The sequence below is a fragment of the Fredinandcohnia onubensis genome, from assembly GCF_002734215.1.
Classification (GTDB): Bacteria; Bacillota; Bacilli; order Bacillales; family Bacillaceae_L; genus Ferdinandcohnia; species Ferdinandcohnia onubensis.
Window position 1 is genome coordinate 224,603 of sequence record NZ_NSEB01000015.1, and the last position, 19,909, is coordinate 244,511.

Genomic DNA, 19,909 nt, shown 5'->3' on the forward strand with positions numbered 1-19,909 from the left:
GACTTATTCTCCGATAAAGTTAACAAACTCGCTCCCCGTTATTTCGAGGTTTTTCGGAACTCTGATTAAAAGAAAATCATAATTCAGTGGTTTATCATCGTTGAACCTATTATCAAATTCATCCATAATGCCGCCACCTTTAAATTGTGAGATTACAAAATCATTATGAAAGCTATTTAGTTTAATCGAATAATCCATTGGAGAAATGACTAGCAAATGGTTATTTTCGATCGAAACAGTGGGCGATGGGATTTCTTCATAAAAATCGTAACCGTTGAAATTTGTATTTGCTACATAATAGATGACTTCAATGATGTTATCGTCATTTTCGTTACGGTCAAAAACGGTCTGCATGTTCAGATTATCCAATGGTTTAATATTAAGTTCGTCATGATCGAATGGAATTTCCCATTTTTCTTTTTCTTTTATGGTTTCAAAATTTTCAATTCTCCCTTGGTGAATCGCTTGATTTATTTGTTCATAAGTCAAATCCTGAGTACTATTTTCAGATTTTTCAAAGCTGGATGTAGGGATACAATAATAAACAATCACAGACGCTGTTAACATGATTAAATATGTTCCTAGTAAAATTTTGGTACTCTTTACACCTTTGAATTTTTTACCGAAAAATACAGATATTAAAATAGTCGCAAGGATAAATAAAATAATGATAGGAAGTATCAATGTACCGATTGCTGACATTATTTTCGAACCTCCAATCGATTAGTTGCAGCTATTACAATCCACATCATAACTGCGACTGTAACAACAATCTTAAGTGTAAATACAAGGATAGATGATTCGTGTGCAAAAAACGTAAACCCTGTAAACGTATCAAATGATTGTATTTCATAAATAGCCCAACCAATTACAAGGGCAGGAATCGCAAAGCCAAAAAGTTTGTTTATTTGCGTAAACATCCCGATTAGATAACCGAGTGTTGCAAACAAAAGCAGATATAATGTACCGATATATATGCCAACAAGCATATCAGAGAATGGGAGGAAAAAATGGTTCGCAATAATCTTATTGCTTCCATTGAAATACAAGATTACCCGTAAAAGAATCCCAGCAAAAGTGGAAGTGATGCTGGCAATAAATGAATAAATGATCAACATCCCAATTGTTGAAAGATGACTACTCATTCTGTTTGTTACAAATGAAAAATCAATATAATGATAGGGTTTTGTGGATAGTGTGATTGCTGTAATAAAAGCCCAAAAGGCGGTAAAAACAAAAATCATGCTTCCGGAGTAACTTGAAATTGACACATTCCCACCAAGCCCCATCTGTCCTACTCCATTAAAAGAAAACAAAAGCGCAATCGCCTGAACAGTTGCAAGGCTTGTAAACGTACCATAATAAGCCTTCACCTTAAAAAATAGCTGATTTTTTACGATATCAAGTAAACTAGCATTAGTTAAATACATCATTTATACCCCCTTTATTCTTTGCGGTGAGATATACACAAAGGTCTTCAGTTGCAACCGGGGTGAGCTCAATTCCGAGTTTCTTCGCTTCCAACCATGTTGCTTCTGGGTAAACATCCTTTACAACGGAATACGTGTAATCATTCCCGAAATCCTCTACATAAATGACCTCCATACCATTTGTTACTTTTTTAATGACGGTTGATTTCCCACGTAGTCCAACTGCAAACTCCTTCAAATCATCGATCGATTCATGAAGCGCAACACTTCCGTTCCGTATGAGGAGAACATTTTCCAAAATACTATCAATTTCGTTTAGCAGGTGGCTAGAAAAGAGGATGGTTCTAGGGTGTGCGATGTAATCTTTCAATAACGCCTTGTAAAAATCTTTACGAATGGCCGCATCCATTCCTGTTGTAGGTTCATCAAAGATTGTAATTGGGCAGTGGGAAGAGAGACCGATGATCATATTAAATGTACTTTTCATACCTTTTGAAAGATGATGGTGAAGTTGCTTTGGATTAAAATCGAAATAATCGAATAGCCGTTTTGCCAATTCACCGTCCCAATTAGGATAGAACTTTGCACTAGCATCTAATAGTTCAGTTAAGTTCAGCCAAGGAGGGAAGGCCATATTATCATCAATAAAAATAAGATTGGAAGATATCTTTAAATTATTAAACGGGTCCTCCGAAAAAACACGAACCTCTCCTGAAGAAACTGGGTAATAACCAGCGATTATTTTTAAAAGAGTTGTTTTTCCTGCTCCATTTCTACCAATAACCCCCGTTATCGTATTTGGCTCAATTGTAAAAGTCAGATTATCTAATGCTTTAAAGCCTCCGTAAAGTTTAGATACATTTTGAAACTCAATTGCGTTCATCATGATTCCCCCTTTGCCGTTCTTTTTCTGCCTTAATCAAATTGACTAATTCTTCTTCATTAACCCCTAATCGCTCAGACTCCATCACAAGTTCGAAAATGAGATTTTTCATTGTTTGACTTTTCCTTTTCTCTAAAATAAATTGTTTGGCGTTCGGTGTTACAAACATGCCTAAGCCACGCTTTTTATATAGAATGTTTTCATCTGCAAGGAGATTCAGTCCCTTTGCAGCAGTAGCGGGATTAATATTGAACATTTCTGCAAGCTGATACTGAGAAAACACCTTGTGATCCTCTGGTATCGCGCCACTTAAGATTTCTGTCTCAATCCATTCTGAAATTTGCACATAGATTGGCTTTGTGCCATCCTGCTTAAACTTCATATAAACACCTCCTTAGGTGATTATGTACCTTAGTGCATTAGTAATATAATGTACTATACTACATACTATGTAAAAATTCCAGATTATTTACTATAATTTTGAAAAAATGACCATAATTAGGCTAGTAAAGGAAAAAGAACCAAATTCATTTTCAGGAAAAACGTAAAAATACGCCTCAAGTCTTAGATTCTTGTAATTTCTAGGTCCATAGTTCGAATACATATCTTATAGTATAGTTAACGTGAGGAAGAACAGATTGATGAAGAGGAAAACGAGGCGCGAGTGTGGTAGATATCCCCTTTATCGAGTGTATGAAGGGGAAAACGTTGGGTAAATTGAGCGGAAATCCTCTTCATAGAAGTGATCAAGGGGAAAACGCTGGTTGAACTTCGTGGAAATTCTCTTCATAGAGGCGATGAAGACCCGAACGTAGCGCTAGCACAGTAGTAAAGTCCTTCATCGCGGTTATGAAGACCCGAACGTAGCGCTAGGACCGTAGTAAAGTCCTTCATCGAGCTGATGAAGACCCGAACGCAGAGAATAAACCGCAGCAAAGTCCTTCATCCACAAATTTCGCAAAACTAAAACTATAAGATCACACCAGATTTTCCCTCAAAAGTTTTTGAAACCAACGTTTGAGCTGGTTCGTATATAATAGTAAGACAGAATGTTAGGAGTCGATTGTATGAATCAATTGCTTGCTTTTATTGTTAAATCGTTCATTTCAGTGCCGACAACGGTTACTGTCTGGTTAATAAGTATGTTTGCGTTTGACCAAACCTTCCTACTTTCGTCTGGGTATGCCTTATTAGGTGGCGGAATTGCCTATTTTGGAACGTCTGTCATAATGAAACAAGCCTTTTTACGAAAACATCGGTTAACGAGGAAGGAATATCAATATATTGAGAGAAATTTAAAAGAAGCAAAGAAAAAACTTGCTAGACTAAATAAGTCCCTTTTTACCGTTCGTCACATCCCGTCATTGAAACAAAGAGTAGATTTGCATCGTGTTACAAAGAAAATCTACCGGTTATCGAAGAGTGAACCGAGACGCTTCTATCTAGCGGAACGCTTTTATTTTTCACATTTGGATTCAGTTGTGGAATTAACAGAGAAGTATGCGTTTCTTTCATCCCAACCGAAGAAAAATAGTGAGCTAGAGAGGTCACTGCATGAAACACGAAGAGTGCTCGAAGAATTGACGGAAACGATTGAAAAGGATTTACACAAAATGCTCTCGAATGATATAGATGATTTGCATTTCGAAATTGATGTAGCCAAAAATTCGAATAAACAAGCAAATGATTCTCATTTCATTGATCAAAATAGGAGGTAAATGAGTATGAGTGAACAGTTTTCTCCAAAGTATAAAGAACCTGCGAATTTAATGGATGAATTACTTGCAAATCCATTTGATGTGAAGAAAGATGAACAGGAAAATCCAATTATCTTAACACAAGAAGAAGAGAAAAAGCCTGTACGTTTAGTGGATGTGCTACCTGAAGAAAATAAGGAAAAAGCACTTCAGCTAGCGAAACAAATTGACCCAACTAATCATCAAGCGATGATTTCATACGGAACACCTGCTCAAAACAAGCTCCTATCATTTTCAAATACAATGCTTGAGCATGTTCAAAAAAATGATGTAGGTGAGGTTGGGCAAATCATCTCAGACCTCATGAAGCGTCTTGATGAGATGAAGCCTGAGGAGTTAAATCCTGAAAAACGCTCTGTTATTGCTCGGATGTTTGGGAAGATTTCGAATTCCGTTCAAGAGGTACTTTCAAAATATCAAAAAACAGGAGCACAAATTGACCGAATTAGTGTGAAGCTTGAAAGAAGTAAGAATGTTCTTTTATCAGACATTGCGATCCTTGAAAAGCTTTATGACAACAATAAGGACTATTTTGATGCGTTAAACGTCTACATTGCAGCGGGCGAATTAAAGCTTGAGGAAATGCATCAAAAGGTTATCCCAGAATTAAAGAAACAAGCAGAAGCTTCCAATGACCAAATGAAGGTGCAAGAAGTAAATGACATGGTTCAATTTGCAGACCGCCTTGAAAAACGTGTACATGACCTGAAGTTAAGTAGGGAAATTACGATTCAAAGCGCACCACAAATTCGTTTGATCCAAAACACAAACCAAGCGCTTGTGGAAAAAGTTCAATCATCCATCATGACGGCAATTCCATTATGGAAAAACCAAGTCGCCATTGCGCTAACCTTAATTAGACAGCGTCATGCAGTAGAGGCGCAAAAACAAGTTTCCAAAACAACGAATGAACTTTTATTGAAGAATGCTGAAATGCTAAAAAGCAATACGCTTGAAACGGCAAGAGAAAATGAGCGTGGTTTAGTCGATGTAGAAACATTGAAGAAAACGAAAGAAAATCTCATTTCTACATTAGAAGAAACATTACGTATTCAAGAGGAAGGTCGTAACAAGCGTCGCCAAGCTGAGCTTGAGCTTGCTTCGATGGAAACTGAACTTCGCCAAAAGCTTTTAGATATCAAGACTGACTAAAGTAAGAAAAGGATAGGTACCGAAATCAGGTACCTATCCTTTTTATTATGCCTAGCTTCATGCACAAACAGCTCGAGGTACAAGCCATTCGCGCTTTACGCTTTTCAATTTACAATCCAAATAATTGTGGTAAGAACAACGAGATTTGAGGGACAAATGCTACGAGTAATAGCACGAGAATAACGACCCCGAAATATGGTAATAACGTTGGTACCACTTCTTCAATTTTAACCTTCGCGACACTACAACCAACAAATAGAGCACTTCCCACTGGTGGTGTCATATTTCCAATACATAAACCGAAGCAGATAAGCATCCCGAAATGAATTGGATCCATACCGAAGCTTTGTGCAACAGGTAAGAAGATTGGCGTGAAAATTAGTACAGCCGGTGTGATATCCATAAAAGTACCAACAAGTAATAAGATAAAAATGATAATAAGAATAATCCCGTATTGATTATCGGTGATCGATAATAGGGCACTACTTATTGCCTCCGGTAATTTCATATATGACATCACAAGTGAAAACAGAGCAGAAGCCGTAATCAAGAAGAGAATCATTCCAGTAATTTCAATCGTTTCGATAAAAATGGCTGGTAAATCTTTCAGCTTAAAGTTTTTATAAATAATCGACAGAATGACTGAATATATAACTGCAACAGCAGCACCTTCTGTAGCCGTAAAAATACCAGCAACAATTCCGCCAATTACGATGACAATTAACAATAAACTCGGGATTGCACTAACGATAATATAGAAGGTATCTTTTGCACTAGGTAACTTCGAAACAGGGTAGTTTTCTTTTTTAGCCATAAAATAGGCAACAACCATTACCGCTAAGCCCCATAAAATGCCCGGTATATATCCAGCCATAAATAGTGCAGCAACTGAAGTACCTCCACTCACCAATGAGTACACAATCAGTACTGAACTTGGCGGGATAATTAGTCCTGTAGGCGCAGAAGCAATGTTAACCGCTGCTGAATAGGTTAGTTTGTAGCCTTGATTCGTTTGCATAGGCGTCATGATTCGTCCCATCGCTGCAGCAGAGGCAACACTTGAGCCGGATATTGAACCAAACAGCATATTCCCAACAGCATTCGTATGTGCCAATGATCCTGGAAGTTTTCCAACCAAGACCTTCGCAAAATTCACTAGTCGGAAAGCAATTCCACCATTATTCATGATAATCCCTGATAGAACAAATAAAGGTATCGCCAACATTGTAAAATTATCAATTCCCGTTACCATTCTTTGAGCGGATGTTAAAATGGCTACATCAAACGGCAACACGAATAGAAAGGTAATAACAGAGCTTAAAATGATTGCAATCGCAATCGGCGCCCCAAACAATAAGAGAAAGAAAAAGGTTACAAATAGGATGATTCCAGCAATAGTTCCCATTATAGAATCACCTCTCTTTTTCGTTCCTTATAAGACGTCAAACTGTGAATTTGATAGATAATAATGCAAATCCCACTAACGAGAATAGCAGAATAAACCACTCCCATAGAAAGACCAGTAGCTGCCGCCGTTTGAGCGGAAGTTAGCATTACAATTCGTATACCACCGTACACCATTAAAATTGCAGCAGTTAAAAGAACAATAATATCAGTAATAAATTCAATTTGAAGCTGCACTTTTGGGCTAAATTTTTCTCTAATAAAAAGGATCCCAATATGCTTTTTTGCGCCAAATACATAGGCAGCTGACATAAGTCCAAACCAAATTAACATATATCTAGTTAACTCCTCCGTTCCAGGAGAGGAGATGTTAAACACATACCGTGCTAACACTTGCCAGGTTGACATCGCAACCATAGAAACAAGTAATAAACTTGAGAAGACAATCAATACTTTGTCGAGAACTTGTTTAACCTTATTCATTAGACGAATTCCCCTTTATTAATTGGTAAATATCTTTTGTTTTTTCATCTTTTGCATAAGCCTCATGGAGTGGCTTTACAGCATCGATGAAGGAGGTTTTGTCAACCTCAATGAAATGTACGCCCATTTTATTTTTAGCGGTTTCAGTTTGTTCTTTAATGGTTTTTCCCCAAACAGTCTCGTGATAAAGGGTAGATTCCTTTGCCGCCTCCTGAATAATGTCTTTTTCATCGTCTGTTAAATCATTGAAACGTTTGGCATTAATGATGAGCATATCAGGTACGATTTGGTGGCCTGTATACATGTAATATTTAGCAACCTCACCGTGGTTATTACCCACTAGAGCGGTTTCATTATTCTCAGCAGCGTCAATAACTCCTGATTGAAGAGCCGTATAAACTTCTCCGTACGCCATCGGAGTAGGGAGTCCACCAAATGCCTCAATCATATTTACACTCGTTTGACTTGGTTGAACCCTGGTTTTTAATCCTGCGACATCCTCTACAGTATGCACTTCACGATCTTTCGTATATAAATTACGTGAACCTGCATTGTAGTAAGTTAATGCAATAATACCAATATCCTCAGTTTTGTAATAAAGCTGATCGGTTATCGTTTTATCATTCATTTTTTTCTCGAACTCTTCGTAATCCTCAAAGACATATGGCAAGCTGAATATGGAGTAATCGGATTCAAATCCTTCTAAGGCACTTGCACTAACTTTTGCGACATCTACAGCACCGGATTGTGTTAATTCGAGTACTTCACGTTCACTTCCTAGTTGCCCATTTGGATAGATTTCCACCTGGATTTTATTATTTGATTTTTCTTCAACTAATCTGCCGAATTCGACAAGTGATAGATGAACTGGGTGATCTAAAGTTTGGTTGTGGGCAAGCTTTATTTCTTTAACACCAGCTTCATTGTTACACCCCACAAGTAATAAAGCGGTTACGAAAACAAATAGAAATTGGGCTATCATTCTCATGCTGCTACCTCCTAAGTTAAAAATAAGCGGTTCCATTTTTATTATTCTGTGTTTGTTCATAAAACTTATCCTAAAAATGGAATATAATAATTTATTTGTTTAGAAAACAAACAAATTATAACTTTTAAAAGGGTACCATAAGTACCCTCTTAAAATCAATCACTAAAATGTTTTTATTTTTGCATTTTCGACAAATTTTGCGTTTTTACTGAATTGGCTCATCACAAGTCCTAAAGCTGTTCCGACCAGGGCTGGAACAATCCACTCTAAGCCAACGGATGCTAAAGGCAGCATATTTTTCATATCTTGAATGGGTCCAAGATCAAGGCCAAATGCATTTAATCCGCTGATGAGTGCAAAAACGCCAGTAAATAGCATAGCTGAGCCATATACGGCTTTCGTATTTTTAAAATAGCGATTAAAGAAGGTTAATACAACTAACACAATTAATAGAGGGTAAGTCATTACTAGGAATGGTACAGAGACTTTTAAAATCTGTGCTAATCCTAGGTTTGATAGGGTAAATCCAACTAATGTTACAAGTAGTACAATTGATTTATAGGTTGCCTTTGGAAGTAAGTTTGAAAAATACTGGCCACAAGCAGTCGTTAATCCTACAACGGTTGTGAAACAAGCTAATGTGAAAATTAAGCCTAAGAGTACAGTTCCACTTTGTCCAAATAAAAGAGTCGCTGCAGAAGATAAGATATCTGTACCATCATCAAATGTTCCTTGACCAGCCATTTTTGCACCAATTAATCCAATTCCAACATAAATAGCCGAAAGGAGGATACCTGCAATGACCCCAGCTTTAAAGGTGTATTTTGTTAACTGTGACCGATTTTCGATTCCCTTTTTTTGAATCGAGTTTAGGATAACAATTCCGAATGCTAATGAAGCAAGAGCATCCATTGTATTGTAACCCTCAAGGAAACCAGAGAAGAAAGCACCAGTTTGATAACCTTCTGAAGGACTTAGGAATGGTGTATCGATTTTAAATAACCCAACAATGATTAACGTAATAATTGCAATTAATAAGGTTGGAGCAATTAGGCGCCCCATATATTTCTCCATTTTACTAGGATTTAAGCTGATAAAATAGACAAGTCCAAAGAAAAGAACTGAGAAAAGTAAGAGAACAAGGGCTGCATTTGTTGATTCAGGTAAAAATGGAGTGATGCCCATTTCGAACGCAACGTTCGCATTTCTAGGAATTGCAAGGAAAGGTCCAATACAAAGGTAGACGGCAACCATAAAGGCTGTGCTAAAAACAGGATGAACACGATCGCCCATTGCCTGTGCGCCACCTTTTACAAGTGAAACCGCAAAGATAACAACCACCGGTAAACCTACGCCCGTTACAATAAAGCCAAGCATACCTGTCCAAAAATTAGTACCAGCACCAGCACCTAAAAAAGGTGGGAAAATCAAATTACCAGCACCAAAAAACATCGAAAATAACATAAACCCAATAAACAAAGTATCTAACCTCTTCACCAAAATCATCTCCTTAAAAATTATTCTAAAATAGGGATAGAGGGACAGGTCCCCTGTCCCAGAAAAAACAAAAAACCTCGCCCCTAAAAATAGGGACGAGGTTAACTCGCGATACCACCCTGATTCCGCAGTCTCAAAGAAAATAGACTACGACACTCACTAACGTACAAGCATACGTGTTCCTTCGTAACGGCGGACTACCCGTCAAAGCTTACTTGTTTCAGCTTTGCATCTCAGAGATGATTTTCGGATGGCTCTGAACATCGACTTTCAGCAACTGTCGACTCTCTGGGGAACAGGATTCCAATCGTACTCTTTCTCTTCATCGATTTTTAATATATTAGAATATTAACAGAAGAGAAAAAAACAGTCAACAAGTTTTTTGATAGTTTTTATAATTGAATTTTTTTTTGGGACGGAGGGACAGGTTCCTTGTCCCTGTAAAAATACGGTGGGACAAGGGACCTGTCCCCATGTCCCATTAGAGAAGTTCGCTTTCGATTCCTTGTTTACAGGCAAGGACGTTTTGGATGATTTGATCGATAAATTCATTGGTGATTCGGTATTTTGGAACACTTACGCTAAAGGCGCCATGGTTTTTTCCATCAACTGTAATACTAGCCCCGACACAAAAGATATCTGCCTCATGTTCTTCATTATCAAAGGAGAATCCTCTTTTTCGTATTTCATTGATTTCCTTCATAAAGTCTTCTTTTGTTGTAATCGTATTTTGAGTTTTCTTTTCTAAAGTATGGTTGTTTAAATACTCCTCTATTAGATGGTCAGATTGATCAGCTAAGATAGATTTTCCCATTGCCGAGCAGTAGAGTGGGATTGCTTTACCGACACGTGAGTATAAAGAGACCGGGTTGAAACTCTCTAGTTTCGTTATATAGACTATACTAGATCGTTCAAGTATACCGAGGTGCACGGTCTCGGTTGTTTGATTTCTAAGTTTCTCTAAATAAGGCTGTGCGATATCTTTGATTTCGTTTTGATTTAGTGCCCTGTTGGCGTATTTAATAATGGCCATCCCAAGACGGAACTTTTTAGTTTCTTCGTCCTTTTGTACATATCCAATTAATTGGAGTGTATCTAAGATTTTTAAAGCGGTCGAACTTGTTAATTCAGTTTCTTTTGCTATTTGTTGGAGACTTTGTGGTTTATCGACAGAAGACAGGTATTTTAGTATATTATCTGCTTTTAACAAGACGGTACCATATGGTTGCTTCTTTTCGGGTGTCAAGGTAATCACTCACTTTTTAAAGGTTGTTCAAAAAGTGCGGTGAATATGATACTTCGAATTTCTTCGTTTGCTTGCTTCTGGAGTTCCTCACGTATTAACTGCATACGCTCCGGTACTCGGGAGCTCGCGCCGCCTCGAAGTTTCGATGCACAGGACGTGCTAGTGTCGACAATGCCACAGGAAGTGGCGTCTTTGTCGACGCGGTCCTCTTCATCCGCCTTTTTGAATCTCAATTATTGTTAAATTTCTAAAAAGATTCAATCTATTGGTTGAAATCCCTTTCACTATTATATATAATTACCTTGTAAGTTTCCATATAATAAAATAAATTTCCAAATAGGAAATAGTCTAAGAGATTTTGGAGGCAACTATGAAAAAAATAAATGTACTCTCAAAAATCGCAGATTGCGGCGTTGTCGCAGTTGTTCGAGCAGACACAAAAGAAGAAGCGGTTAAAATCTCAGAAAGCTGTGTAGAGGGTGGGATCATCGGAATCGAGGTGACCTTTACAGTTGACGGTGCTGACGAGGTTATTAAAGAACTAGCTTCCATCTACAAAAATAGTGAAGTTGTGATTGGTGCTGGAACAGTACTTGATTCAACAACTGCACGAATTGCAATCTTAGCAGGAGCCCAATTCGTTGTAAGCCCAAGTTTTGATGAAGAAACTGCTAAACTATGTAACTTGTATCAAATTCCGTATATGCCAGGCTGCATGACTATTACTGAAATGAAGCGTGCACTTGAATCCGGTGCTGACATTATTAAACTCTTCCCAGGGAATGCTTTTGGTCCGGATTTTGTGAAAGCGGTTAAGGCTCCATTACCACAGGTAAATATCATGCCGACAGGTGGAGTAAGTCTAGATAACATTGATCAATGGATTAATAATGGATGTGTAGCTGTTGGTGTAGGTGGGAATTTGGTTGCCCCTGCAAAAACAGGTGATTACGCAAAAATAACTGAATACGCAGCGCAGTATGTTGCGAAAGTAAGAGAAGCAAGAGGGGAATAAGCGATGAAAAAGAAGATTGTTGCATTTGGTGAACCCTTACTACGCTTATCAACTCACTTGGGTGAACGGCTTTTTCAAACCGATCAGCTGACTATGCATTATGGTGGAGCGGAAGCAAATGTAAGTGCAGCCCTTTCACGTTTTGGCTATGATGTCTATTTTGTTGGTAAAGTACCAAACAATCCACTTGGTCAAGCATATGAGCGACATTTGCATTCATTCGGTGTTCATACCGATTATCTTTTAATAGGTGGAGAGCGCCTAGGTACATATTACTTGGAAACCGGAGTAGGTGAAAGAAGTGCACAAGTTACCTATGACCGAAAAGCTTCTAGCTTTGCACAGCTTTCAACGGATGAAATAAATTTTGAAGAAATCTTACAAGGTGCCGATCTTTTCCATGTATCAGGTATCACACCAGCCTTATCGCGAGACTTACAGGAGCTAACCTTACAAGGCTTAAAAGTGGCAAAAGAATTAGGAGTCACTACAAGCTTTGATTTTAATTACCGAGCAAAATTATGGAGTCTTGAAGAAGCTTCACGTGGAATCCAACCATTTTTACCATATGTAGACATATGTTCTTGTGGAGAATTGGATGCGCTTAACTTATTAGGTATTGAAGAAGCAGATCAACATTTGGATCACTCTGGGAAACTATCTTTTTATTATAAAAAGATAACGGAAAAGTATCCGAATATGAAATACTTATTTTCTACTTTTAGAGAAGTAATTTCAGCTTCACATAATACATTGCAAGGAAATTTCTTTGTAAACGGGGAGTTGTACCAATCAAGGGTGCATAACATCGACCAAATCGTAGACCGAGTTGGAGGCGGAGATGCCTTCGCTTCAGGTATTATATTTGGAATTTTAGAAGGAAATGACCCTCAGCAAATTGTGAGTTTTGGAACTGCAGCTTCAGCACTAAAGCACACTGTACATGGAGATTGCAATGTCTTTTCGGAAGAGGATATCACAGCTTTTGCTGAAAATGCCTCAGGAAAAATTGTCCGATAAGATATTCAAATATATAAATATTACTTTTAGGAGGAATATGAAATGGAAACAAAAATGGAAACACGTTATGCAAATCACCCAGAGGAAATCAAAAGATTTAATACTGATGAGTTAAGAAAACAATTTTTGGTGGAAACCATTTTCGAGCCTGGAGAAGTAAAGTTAACATATACACATAATGACCGTATGATCTTTGGTGGAGTAACTCCTACCGACAAAGAATTAACAATAACACTTAATAAAGAATTAGGAGTAGAGTATTTCTTAGAGCGCCGTGAATTAGGAATTATTAACATCGGTGGCGAGGGAATGGTTATTCTTGATGGTGAAGAATACAACATGGTTCGTCAAGATGGATTATATGTAGGTAAAGGAACGAAGGAAGTTTTATTCACTTCTAAGGATCCTAATAATCCAGCGAAGTTTTATATCAATTCAGCACCAGCACATCACAAATATCCAACTGTGAAAATCGATATTAATGAAATTAAACCATTCGAAACAGGCGAGCCTGGAACACTGAACGAACGTAAAATCTATCAATACGTACATCCAAATGTATGTGAAAGTAACCAACTTCAAATGGGTCTAACTATGCTTGCTCCAGGAAGCGTTTGGAACACAATGCCATGTCATACACATGAGCGTAGAATGGAAGTTTACCTATACTTTGATATGGAGCCGGAAACTCGTGTATTCCACTTCATGGGTCAACCAAGTGAAACAAGACATCTTGTTATGAAAAACGAACAGTGTGCAATTTCACCAAGCTGGTCTATTCATACTGGAACTGCAACAAGCAACTATACATTCATCTGGGGTATGTGTGGAGAAAACATCACGTACACTGACATGGATGTTGTAGCTATGGAAGACTTACGATAAGGAATTGGAGGACTTTTAAAATGACAACACAATTGTCTGATTTCTCACTAGACTTTTTCTCATTGACAGGGAAGGTTGCAATCGTGACTGGTGGTGCTACTGGACTAGGTCAAGGCTTTGCAGTTGCATTAGCAAAAGCTGGAGCAGACCTTTTCATTACGACACATGGCACTAGTTGGGACGAAACTAGAGAATTAATCGAAAAAGAAGGTCGCCGTGTCGAATTTTTCCAAACGGATTTATCCAAACGTGAAAATGCGAAAGCAGTAGTTTCGGAATGTGTAAAAGCATTTGGAAAAGTTGATATTTTAGTAAACAATGCTGGTACAATTCGTCGTTCTCCAATCCTAGAATATAAGGAAGAGGACTGGGATGCTGTTATTGACCTGAACTTAAATTCTCTATACTTCTTAAGCCAAGAGGCTGCAAAAGTAATGGTAGAGCAAAAGAGCGGAAAAATCATTAACGTTGCATCTATGCTATCATACCAAGGTGGAAAATTTGTTCCTCCTTATACAGCAAGTAAACACGCTGTTCATGGACTTACAAAGTCATTTGCAAACGAACTTGCTGAATATGGAATTCAAACAAATGCCATTGCACCTGGATATGTAGCAACAAACAACACGACACAAATCCGTGCAGATGAAAAACGTAATGCAGAAATCTTATCACGTATTCCTGCAGCGCGCTGGGCAACTCCTGCTGACCTAATGGGAACAGTCGTCTTTCTAGCAAGCAATGCATCTAATTACGTAAACGGCCACACACTAGCAGTTGACGGTGGCTGGCTAGCACGATAAAAACAAACCAAAGCTGAATCGCGTGATTGCGATTCAGCTTTTTTTATGGGGCAGAGGGACAAGTCCCTCGTCCCAAAAGGGATTTTATGTATAATATTTCTTGATTAACGTAACAGTGTTATGTTACACTGTTTTGTAGAAAGGAGCCGTTTAGAAATGAGTGAAGAATTATTATCGAAAAAGGAATTACTTGAAGTAACGGGCATTTCGTATGGGCAGCTCTATAGATGGAAGCGAAAAGACTTGATACCTGAGGAGTGGTTTATCCGAAAATCCACCTTTACAGGGCAAGAAACCTTTTTCCCAAAAGAAAGGATCCTCGAGCGAATTGATAAGATTCAAAAAATGAAGGAAAACCTATCTCTCGATGAATTGGCAGAAATGTTCTCTCCAAGTGTTGGTGAATTGAACCTTAGTAAAAAGGAATTGGTCAATAGAGGTCTCGCTTCTGAAACAACAATTAATCTCTACCTAGAACACAGCAAGGAAAGCCCTGAACCTTTTCATTTTGAAGGAATATTGGTCGTTTACATCGTTGAAAAGCTTCTCCAATCTGGTGACATTAGTCTTGATGAAGCAAAAATGTGTATCCAAGTTTCAAACGATTACTTTGCAAAAGAAAAGCAAAGCTATGGTGAATTAATTATCGCTCGCAAACTCGGTGTTTCAACATGTTTAATTGTCCCAAGTACCACAGATTTGGTTATTGAACAAGGAACGAAGCTAATCGTGAATCTCGGATTTGCAAATGAAATTGAAGAACTGCGAACAAAATTACTATTAATGGAGGTTAAAGTATGGTAAACGTAGAAAATAAGGGGAATTTAGTGATTAACGGAATGGGTTCATCCGGCGGTGGCACCTTTAATAAAGTATTAATTAACGGAAAAGGTACTGTACAAGGAGACGTGGATTGTGATGATTTTTCAATAAATGGTACTGGCAATGTGACTGGGAATATTAAAGGAAAACATGGGAAAATCAATGGAAGTGGAGTCATTGAAGGATCCATTGAATTTGATCGTTTTACAATAGATGGTACTGGTAGCATTCGTGGCAATGTAAAAGTGAATAAAATGACAATCTCCGGTAAAGGAAAAATCGGGGGCAGTTTAAAAGGAGAAGAAATAAAAATTAGAGGTAATGCAACAATAGAAGAGGATTGTGAGGCCGAAGCATTCAAGGGAGAAGGTGGTTTCGCAATCGGAGGGTTATTAAATGCAGATGTAATCGATATCTCGATTGCTGGTGAATGCCGGGCAAAAGAGATCGGTGGTCAAACCATCAAGGTTAAGAAAGGCATATTTGGCTTCCTTAATAATCTTTTTAAATCGGTCTACCCAGTATCCTTGAAAACAGAAATAATCGAGGCAGATGAAATTGAAATTGAATATACAACTGCAAAAATGGTCAGAGGGAAAAATATCAATATCGGTCCAAACTGTGATATTGACGTTGTTGAATACACAGGAACGTTCTCACAAGACCCATCTGCAAAAGTAAAAGAGGCAAGAAAGATTTGATAGAACAATGTTGTGTTTGGGGCGAAAGCCAAGACCCATCGTCCCAAAACATAACCGTTCGACTTGTCCCCAACTCATCCACTCAAATACAATTCCAATCCCCCGAACCAAGTTGTTTTTGCACTTTACCCAAAAGATAGTTAGAATAAACAATAGTCAAATAAAGTGAACTTGATAAGGAAGGTACATAACAATGTCAAAATGGTCTCAATTAGAAGAAATGAAACCTTTTATACAGAAAAACTGGCAAGAGTCAGGTTTTGAAGCACCAACAGCCATACAAGAAATGGCCATCCCTGCAATAGTAGAGGGAAAAGATGTGATTTGCGAATCCCCGACTGGAACGGGAAAAACACTATCTTACTTACTTCCAGCGATACAAAAGCTCGATGAAACAAAGAACGGTATCCAAATTGTTGTACTCGCTCCATCACGTGAGCTTGTCATGCAGATTTCAGATGAAGTAAAAAAGTGGACGCAAGGCACAAACATCGTAAGTGCGTCATTCATAGGCGGTGCAAACATTAAAAAGCAAGTCGAGAAGCTGAAAGAACGCCCACAAATTGTGATTGGAACGACAGGACGTATTATGGAACTCATCAAAATGAAAAAAATGAAAATGCATGAGGTTACAACGGTAATCGTCGATGAGGCGGACCAGCTCGTTTCAAATGAACATCTTTCGAATATTCAAAGCATTATCAAATCAACATTACGTGATCGACAAATTCTCTTCTTCTCAGCAACCATTTCTGAGCAAACGGAAAAAGTTGCGAAGTCCTTGATGAACAATGCCGAAATCATTCGAGTTCAACAAACGATCAATCAGGAGAACACCACTCACATTTATTTTCTATGCGAGCAGCGGGATAAAATTGATGTGTTACGAAAAATTATGTACACAGAGCCGGACAAGGCCATTGCTTTTATAAAAAGCCTCGATAAGGTAGAAGAAATTGAAGCGAAGTTAACCTATAACCATATTGATGTCGCGGTTCTTGCTGGAGAAGCAAAAAAACAAGAACGACAACAATCGTTGAAAAATTTCCGGGCGGGAAAAATCCCTCTATTGTTAACAACAGACGTGGCGGCAAGAGGGCTAGATATTCAAGATGTCACCTATGTCATTCATTTTGACTTTCCGAAAACAACCAGTCAATATGTCCACCGTTCGGGACGTACAGGACGAATGGGGAAAAAGGGTGTTGTCATTTCGATCGTAAATGCACGTGAAGAAAGCTTCCTGAAAAAAATGGGGCATGAACTAGGAATTTCGTTCACTAAGAAGGACTTTTACAAGGGAGAAATTGTAGACGCGCAGGAAAAGAAAACCCCAACACCCCAAAAAAGAAAACCAACGTCACATAAGAAAACGAAACGATAATCGGACGAACAGCACCAGTTCGTCCTTTTTTAAATTGGTAAAAAAGAAGAAGTACTTTTATAATAGAGATGATAACGTTTACGGGGATGGGGGAATTGTCATGTCAAAAACCATAAAAATTGGAGTAGTCGGCTCAGGTAGCATTGCGAATACACATATCAAAAGCATTCAAGAAGTAAACAATGCTGAACTTGTTGCCATATACTCGCGCAATAAAGAAACGGTTCAAAATCTAGCAGATACATATACTTTAAAAGCCTACACAGACTACCAGGAATTCTTAACAAATGCAGGAATCGATATGGTTGTCATCGTTACACCAAGTGGTACTCACGCTCAACTAGGGATTGATGCTGCAAAAGCGGGGAAGCATGTCGTTGTAGAAAAACCAATTGATATTACAATAGAGAAAACGAATAAACTCATTGAAGCATGTAAAGAAGCAAATGTTACATTAAGTTGTATTTTCCAACATCGTTTTGACGAGGCCGTTCAAGATGTTAAAAAAGTATTAAATGAAGGCGAGTTTGGGCAATTAAATTTTGGAGCTGCTCGAACAACTATTTATCGATCTCAGGAATATTATGATAGCGGTGCATGGCGTGGAACGTGGGAGTTGGACGGTGGTGGCGCATTAATCAATCAGTCAATCCATTATATTGATCTTCTTCTTTATCTAATGGGTCCAGTTGATGAGGTTTATGCATATACAGCTACACGCGCTCATGAGCGCATTGAGGTGGAAGATATCGGTGTTGCAACAGTTAAATTTAAATCAGGTGCACTTGGGCTAATTGAAGGAAATACGACTGCCTTTCCTGGTTTTTCAACAACACTTGATATCTTCGGCACAAACGGAAGTGTCATCATCGAGAATGACCATATTAAAGAGTGGAAATTCAAGAGTGGTTTGGAATACGAGAACAAACAAAACAATATAGAAAATGACATGTCATCTAATGTCTTAAAAACAAACACATCTTTCGTTAAACAATACACAGACATTGTACAAGCGCTCGTAGAAAATCGTAAACCATTAGTGACTGGTGAAGAGGCCAGAAAACCGCTTGAATTAATAATGGCTATTTACCAATCAGCAAAAGAAGGAAGACCTGTAAAACTATAATCTTTTATAGATCAAAGACTAAGAAAGCCACTTCCTGCGGCAACATATTTGTGACCCACATCGTGTGGGCCCAAGCGTCTCATTTTTTGAGGCGCTTTTTATTTGGGTATAATTAATTTTATAATTGTGAAAATTCAATAAAATACTTGTAAACTAGCTGGCTTTATCATAAGATGAAATTGTTTGAAGGTCCAAAGTATGTAAACGTTACCAATGTTTACGGACCGGGAAAATGAAAATTAAAGGGGGACATTTTTATGAGGAAAAAATGGTTAGCACTTCTGTCCATTTCCTTCGTACTTGCAGGAATATTAGCTGCTTGTAGTGGCGGAGGAACAGAAAAGGAGCAGACTAGTGCTCCGGGCAACAATGACAGCAATGAAAAAGAGAAAGATCCGATTGTGTTACGTTTAGCAGACAATCAACCAGATGACTACCCAACAGTTGTCGGAGACAAGGAGTTTGCGAAATTAGTAGAAGAAAAAACAGATGGCAGAATTAAAGTTGAAGTATATTCAGGTGGCCAGCTGGGTGATGAAAAAAGCGTAATTGAGCAGGTTCAATTAGGAACAATTGATTTTGCGCGTGTAAGTGCAAGCCCACTTGCTGAATTCTCTAAGAATCTAGGTGTTCTTTCTATGCCTTACATATTTAGGGATGCAGATCATATGTGGAATGTCCTTAATGGAGAGATTGGTGAGGAGCTGCTAGTTGGTATGGAAGAAGCCAATATGAGAGGACTAGTATTCTACGATTCTGGTAGCCGTAACTTTTATAACTCTAAACATCCAGTCGAAAAGCCAGAAGATTTAAAAGGACTCAAGATTCGTGTTCAACAATCAGCCCTTGTCGTAGATATGGTTGAATCATTAGGTGCATCAGCAACACCAATGGCATATGAAGAAGTATATTCAGCTCTTCAAACAGGCGTTATCGATGGTGCTGAGAATAACTATCCAAGCTACTACTCAGTAAATCACTTTGAAGTGGCAAAATATTTTACGTTAGATGGACATTCCCGTGTACCGGAGATTCTTATGATATCAAAAAAGGTATGGGGTGAGTTAAGCGCAGAAGATCAAAAAGCATTGAAAGAAGCTGCGATGGAATCTCAAAAGGTTCAAATCGATTCTTGGGCTGCTTTAGTTGAAGAAGCGAAGGAAAAGGTTGAAGCAGCAGGAAATGAAGTTACTGAAATTACAGATACTGCACCTTGGCGTGAAGCGGTACAGCCTGTCTATGATAAGCATGGTGGAGCATACAAAGAATGGATTGAAAAAATTGAAGCGGTAGAATAATCACAAAAAAGCCCT

The 19,909-nt window shown here is 38.2% G+C and carries 20 protein-coding genes and 1 other annotated feature; of the genes, 11 read left to right on the forward strand and 9 right to left on the reverse strand.

Annotation, left to right across the window (positions count from 1 at the left end; translation table 11 throughout):
• Positions 1-3: 3 nt before the first annotated feature.
• The 4 genes from CKK03_RS18925 to CKK03_RS18940 are packed head-to-tail and all read right to left on the reverse strand — an operon-like array spanning position 4 to position 2,695.
• On the reverse strand, positions 4-702 hold the full coding sequence (locus tag CKK03_RS18925) for a hypothetical protein (protein ID WP_099364080.1): 699 nt from the start codon (positions 700-702) through the stop codon (positions 4-6).
• Positions 702-1,430, reverse strand: a complete 729-nt coding sequence (locus tag CKK03_RS18930) for a hypothetical protein (protein WP_099364081.1) — start codon at positions 1,428-1,430, stop codon at positions 702-704. The genes CKK03_RS18925 and CKK03_RS18930 overlap by 1 nt, the downstream gene beginning before the upstream one ends.
• Positions 1,417-2,313: an ABC transporter ATP-binding protein gene (locus tag CKK03_RS18935; RefSeq protein WP_099364082.1), complete on the reverse strand. Its 897-nt coding sequence runs from the start codon at positions 2,311-2,313 to the stop codon at positions 1,417-1,419. The genes CKK03_RS18930 and CKK03_RS18935 overlap by 14 nt, the downstream gene beginning before the upstream one ends.
• Positions 2,300-2,695, reverse strand: coding sequence for a GntR family transcriptional regulator (locus CKK03_RS18940; RefSeq protein ID WP_099364083.1), 396 nt, complete (start codon positions 2,693-2,695; stop codon positions 2,300-2,302). Before CKK03_RS18940 ends, CKK03_RS18935 begins: the two co-directional genes overlap by 14 nt.
• A gap of 685 nt (positions 2,696-3,380) precedes the next feature.
• Between CKK03_RS18940 and CKK03_RS18945 the strand changes: the two genes are divergently transcribed.
• Together CKK03_RS18945 and CKK03_RS18950 are read left to right on the forward strand one after the other, a co-directional pair.
• Positions 3,381-4,031 (forward strand): 5-bromo-4-chloroindolyl phosphate hydrolysis family protein, encoded by a 651-nt coding sequence (locus CKK03_RS18945; protein ID WP_099364084.1) that lies wholly within the window; start codon positions 3,381-3,383, stop codon positions 4,029-4,031.
• 6 nt (positions 4,032-4,037) lie between these two features.
• Positions 4,038-5,222, forward strand: coding sequence for a toxic anion resistance protein (locus CKK03_RS18950; protein ID WP_180271312.1), 1,185 nt, complete (start codon positions 4,038-4,040; stop codon positions 5,220-5,222).
• Between the two features lie 109 nt (positions 5,223-5,331).
• Here CKK03_RS18950 and CKK03_RS18955 read toward each other — a convergent pair whose 3' ends face one another.
• The 5 genes from CKK03_RS18955 to CKK03_RS18975 form a co-directional block, all read right to left on the reverse strand.
• Complete coding sequence (locus CKK03_RS18955; protein ID WP_099364086.1) at positions 5,332-6,627, reverse strand: TRAP transporter large permease; 1,296 nt, start codon at positions 6,625-6,627, stop codon at positions 5,332-5,334.
• Complete coding sequence (locus CKK03_RS18960; RefSeq protein ID WP_099364087.1) at positions 6,627-7,109, reverse strand: TRAP transporter small permease; 483 nt, start codon at positions 7,107-7,109, stop codon at positions 6,627-6,629. The genes CKK03_RS18955 and CKK03_RS18960 overlap by 1 nt, the downstream gene beginning before the upstream one ends.
• On the reverse strand, positions 7,102-8,097 hold the full coding sequence (locus CKK03_RS18965) for a TRAP transporter substrate-binding protein (protein WP_099364088.1): 996 nt from the start codon (positions 8,095-8,097) through the stop codon (positions 7,102-7,104). The genes CKK03_RS18960 and CKK03_RS18965 overlap by 8 nt, the downstream gene beginning before the upstream one ends.
• A gap of 162 nt (positions 8,098-8,259) precedes the next feature.
• Positions 8,260-9,594 (reverse strand): branched-chain amino acid transport system II carrier protein, encoded by a 1,335-nt coding sequence (brnQ, locus tag CKK03_RS18970; RefSeq protein ID WP_099364089.1) that lies wholly within the window; start codon positions 9,592-9,594, stop codon positions 8,260-8,262.
• An 88-nt stretch (positions 9,595-9,682) separates the two neighbouring features.
• Positions 9,683-9,929, reverse strand: a binding site (T-box leader).
• A 146-nt stretch (positions 9,930-10,075) separates the two neighbouring features.
• Positions 10,076-10,840 carry an IclR family transcriptional regulator gene (locus tag CKK03_RS18975; protein ID WP_099364090.1) on the reverse strand — a complete coding sequence of 255 codons (765 nt, stop codon included), beginning with the start codon at positions 10,838-10,840 and terminating at the stop codon, positions 10,076-10,078.
• 370 nt (positions 10,841-11,210) lie between these two features.
• Here CKK03_RS18975 and CKK03_RS18980 point away from each other — a divergent pair, with 370 nt between their 5' ends.
• The 9 genes from CKK03_RS18980 to CKK03_RS19020 all read left to right on the forward strand — a co-directional run bounded on the left by CKK03_RS18980 (position 11,211) and on the right by CKK03_RS19020 (position 19,894).
• Positions 11,211-11,855 carry a bifunctional 4-hydroxy-2-oxoglutarate aldolase/2-dehydro-3-deoxy-phosphogluconate aldolase gene (locus CKK03_RS18980; RefSeq protein WP_099364091.1) on the forward strand — a complete coding sequence of 215 codons (645 nt, stop codon included), beginning with the start codon at positions 11,211-11,213 and terminating at the stop codon, positions 11,853-11,855.
• 3 nt (positions 11,856-11,858) lie between these two features.
• On the forward strand, positions 11,859-12,875 hold the full coding sequence (locus tag CKK03_RS18985; RefSeq protein ID WP_099364092.1) for a sugar kinase: 1,017 nt from the start codon (positions 11,859-11,861) through the stop codon (positions 12,873-12,875).
• Between the two features lie 54 nt (positions 12,876-12,929).
• Entirely contained in the window at positions 12,930-13,760 is an 831-nt protein-coding gene (gene kduI / locus CKK03_RS18990; protein WP_099364117.1) for a 5-dehydro-4-deoxy-D-glucuronate isomerase, read from the forward strand.
• A 20-nt stretch (positions 13,761-13,780) separates the two neighbouring features.
• A complete protein-coding gene (gene kduD / locus CKK03_RS18995; RefSeq protein ID WP_099364093.1) occupies positions 13,781-14,563 on the forward strand; it encodes a 2-dehydro-3-deoxy-D-gluconate 5-dehydrogenase KduD in 783 nt (260 codons plus the stop codon).
• Positions 14,564-14,719: 156 nt separating this feature from the next.
• Complete coding sequence (locus CKK03_RS19000; protein ID WP_099364094.1) at positions 14,720-15,367, forward strand: YhbD family protein; 648 nt, start codon at positions 14,720-14,722, stop codon at positions 15,365-15,367.
• Positions 15,361-16,086 carry a polymer-forming cytoskeletal protein gene (locus CKK03_RS19005; protein ID WP_099364095.1) on the forward strand — a complete coding sequence of 242 codons (726 nt, stop codon included), beginning with the start codon at positions 15,361-15,363 and terminating at the stop codon, positions 16,084-16,086. The genes CKK03_RS19000 and CKK03_RS19005 overlap by 7 nt, the downstream gene beginning before the upstream one ends.
• Positions 16,087-16,279: 193 nt before the next feature.
• Positions 16,280-17,470 carry a DEAD/DEAH box helicase gene (locus CKK03_RS19010; protein WP_099364096.1) on the forward strand — a complete coding sequence of 397 codons (1,191 nt, stop codon included), beginning with the start codon at positions 16,280-16,282 and terminating at the stop codon, positions 17,468-17,470.
• 100 nt (positions 17,471-17,570) lie between these two features.
• Positions 17,571-18,596 (forward strand): Gfo/Idh/MocA family protein, encoded by a 1,026-nt coding sequence (locus CKK03_RS19015; RefSeq protein ID WP_099364097.1) that lies wholly within the window; start codon positions 17,571-17,573, stop codon positions 18,594-18,596.
• Positions 18,597-18,853: 257 nt separating this feature from the next.
• Entirely contained in the window at positions 18,854-19,894 is a 1,041-nt protein-coding gene (locus tag CKK03_RS19020) for a TRAP transporter substrate-binding protein (protein WP_099364098.1), read from the forward strand.
• The last annotated feature ends 15 nt before the right edge of the window (positions 19,895-19,909 follow it).

What these genes read in the sequence shown, in the direction of transcription:
- CKK03_RS18955 (WP_099364086.1), bottom strand. Translation starts at nt 6,627, where the DNA reads ATGGGAACTATTGCTGGAATCATCCTATTTGTAACCTTTTTCTTTCTC.
- CKK03_RS18950 (WP_180271312.1), top strand. Translation starts at nt 4,038, where the DNA reads ATGAGTGAACAGTTTTCTCCAAAGTATAAAGAACCTGCGAATTTAATG.
- CKK03_RS18940 (WP_099364083.1), bottom strand. Translation starts at nt 2,695, where the DNA reads ATGAAGTTTAAGCAGGATGGCACAAAGCCAATCTATGTGCAAATTTCA.
- CKK03_RS18935 (WP_099364082.1), bottom strand. Translation starts at nt 2,313, where the DNA reads ATGAACGCAATTGAGTTTCAAAATGTATCTAAACTTTACGGAGGCTTT.
- kduI (WP_099364117.1), top strand. Translation starts at nt 12,930, where the DNA reads ATGGAAACACGTTATGCAAATCACCCAGAGGAAATCAAAAGATTTAAT.
- CKK03_RS19010 (WP_099364096.1), top strand. Translation starts at nt 16,280, where the DNA reads ATGTCAAAATGGTCTCAATTAGAAGAAATGAAACCTTTTATACAGAAA.
- CKK03_RS18985 (WP_099364092.1), top strand. Translation starts at nt 11,859, where the DNA reads ATGAAAAAGAAGATTGTTGCATTTGGTGAACCCTTACTACGCTTATCA.
- kduD (WP_099364093.1), top strand. Translation starts at nt 13,781, where the DNA reads ATGACAACACAATTGTCTGATTTCTCACTAGACTTTTTCTCATTGACA.
- CKK03_RS18930 (WP_099364081.1), bottom strand. Translation starts at nt 1,430, where the DNA reads ATGTATTTAACTAATGCTAGTTTACTTGATATCGTAAAAAATCAGCTA.
- CKK03_RS19020 (WP_099364098.1), top strand. Translation starts at nt 18,854, where the DNA reads ATGAGGAAAAAATGGTTAGCACTTCTGTCCATTTCCTTCGTACTTGCA.
- CKK03_RS18960 (WP_099364087.1), bottom strand. Translation starts at nt 7,109, where the DNA reads ATGAATAAGGTTAAACAAGTTCTCGACAAAGTATTGATTGTCTTCTCA.
- CKK03_RS18980 (WP_099364091.1), top strand. Translation starts at nt 11,211, where the DNA reads ATGAAAAAAATAAATGTACTCTCAAAAATCGCAGATTGCGGCGTTGTC.
- CKK03_RS18925 (WP_099364080.1), bottom strand. Translation starts at nt 702, where the DNA reads ATGTCAGCAATCGGTACATTGATACTTCCTATCATTATTTTATTTATC.
- CKK03_RS19005 (WP_099364095.1), top strand. Translation starts at nt 15,361, where the DNA reads ATGGTAAACGTAGAAAATAAGGGGAATTTAGTGATTAACGGAATGGGT.
- CKK03_RS18945 (WP_099364084.1), top strand. Translation starts at nt 3,381, where the DNA reads ATGAATCAATTGCTTGCTTTTATTGTTAAATCGTTCATTTCAGTGCCG.
- CKK03_RS19015 (WP_099364097.1), top strand. Translation starts at nt 17,571, where the DNA reads ATGTCAAAAACCATAAAAATTGGAGTAGTCGGCTCAGGTAGCATTGCG.
- CKK03_RS19000 (WP_099364094.1), top strand. Translation starts at nt 14,720, where the DNA reads ATGAGTGAAGAATTATTATCGAAAAAGGAATTACTTGAAGTAACGGGC.
- CKK03_RS18965 (WP_099364088.1), bottom strand. Translation starts at nt 8,097, where the DNA reads ATGAGAATGATAGCCCAATTTCTATTTGTTTTCGTAACCGCTTTATTA.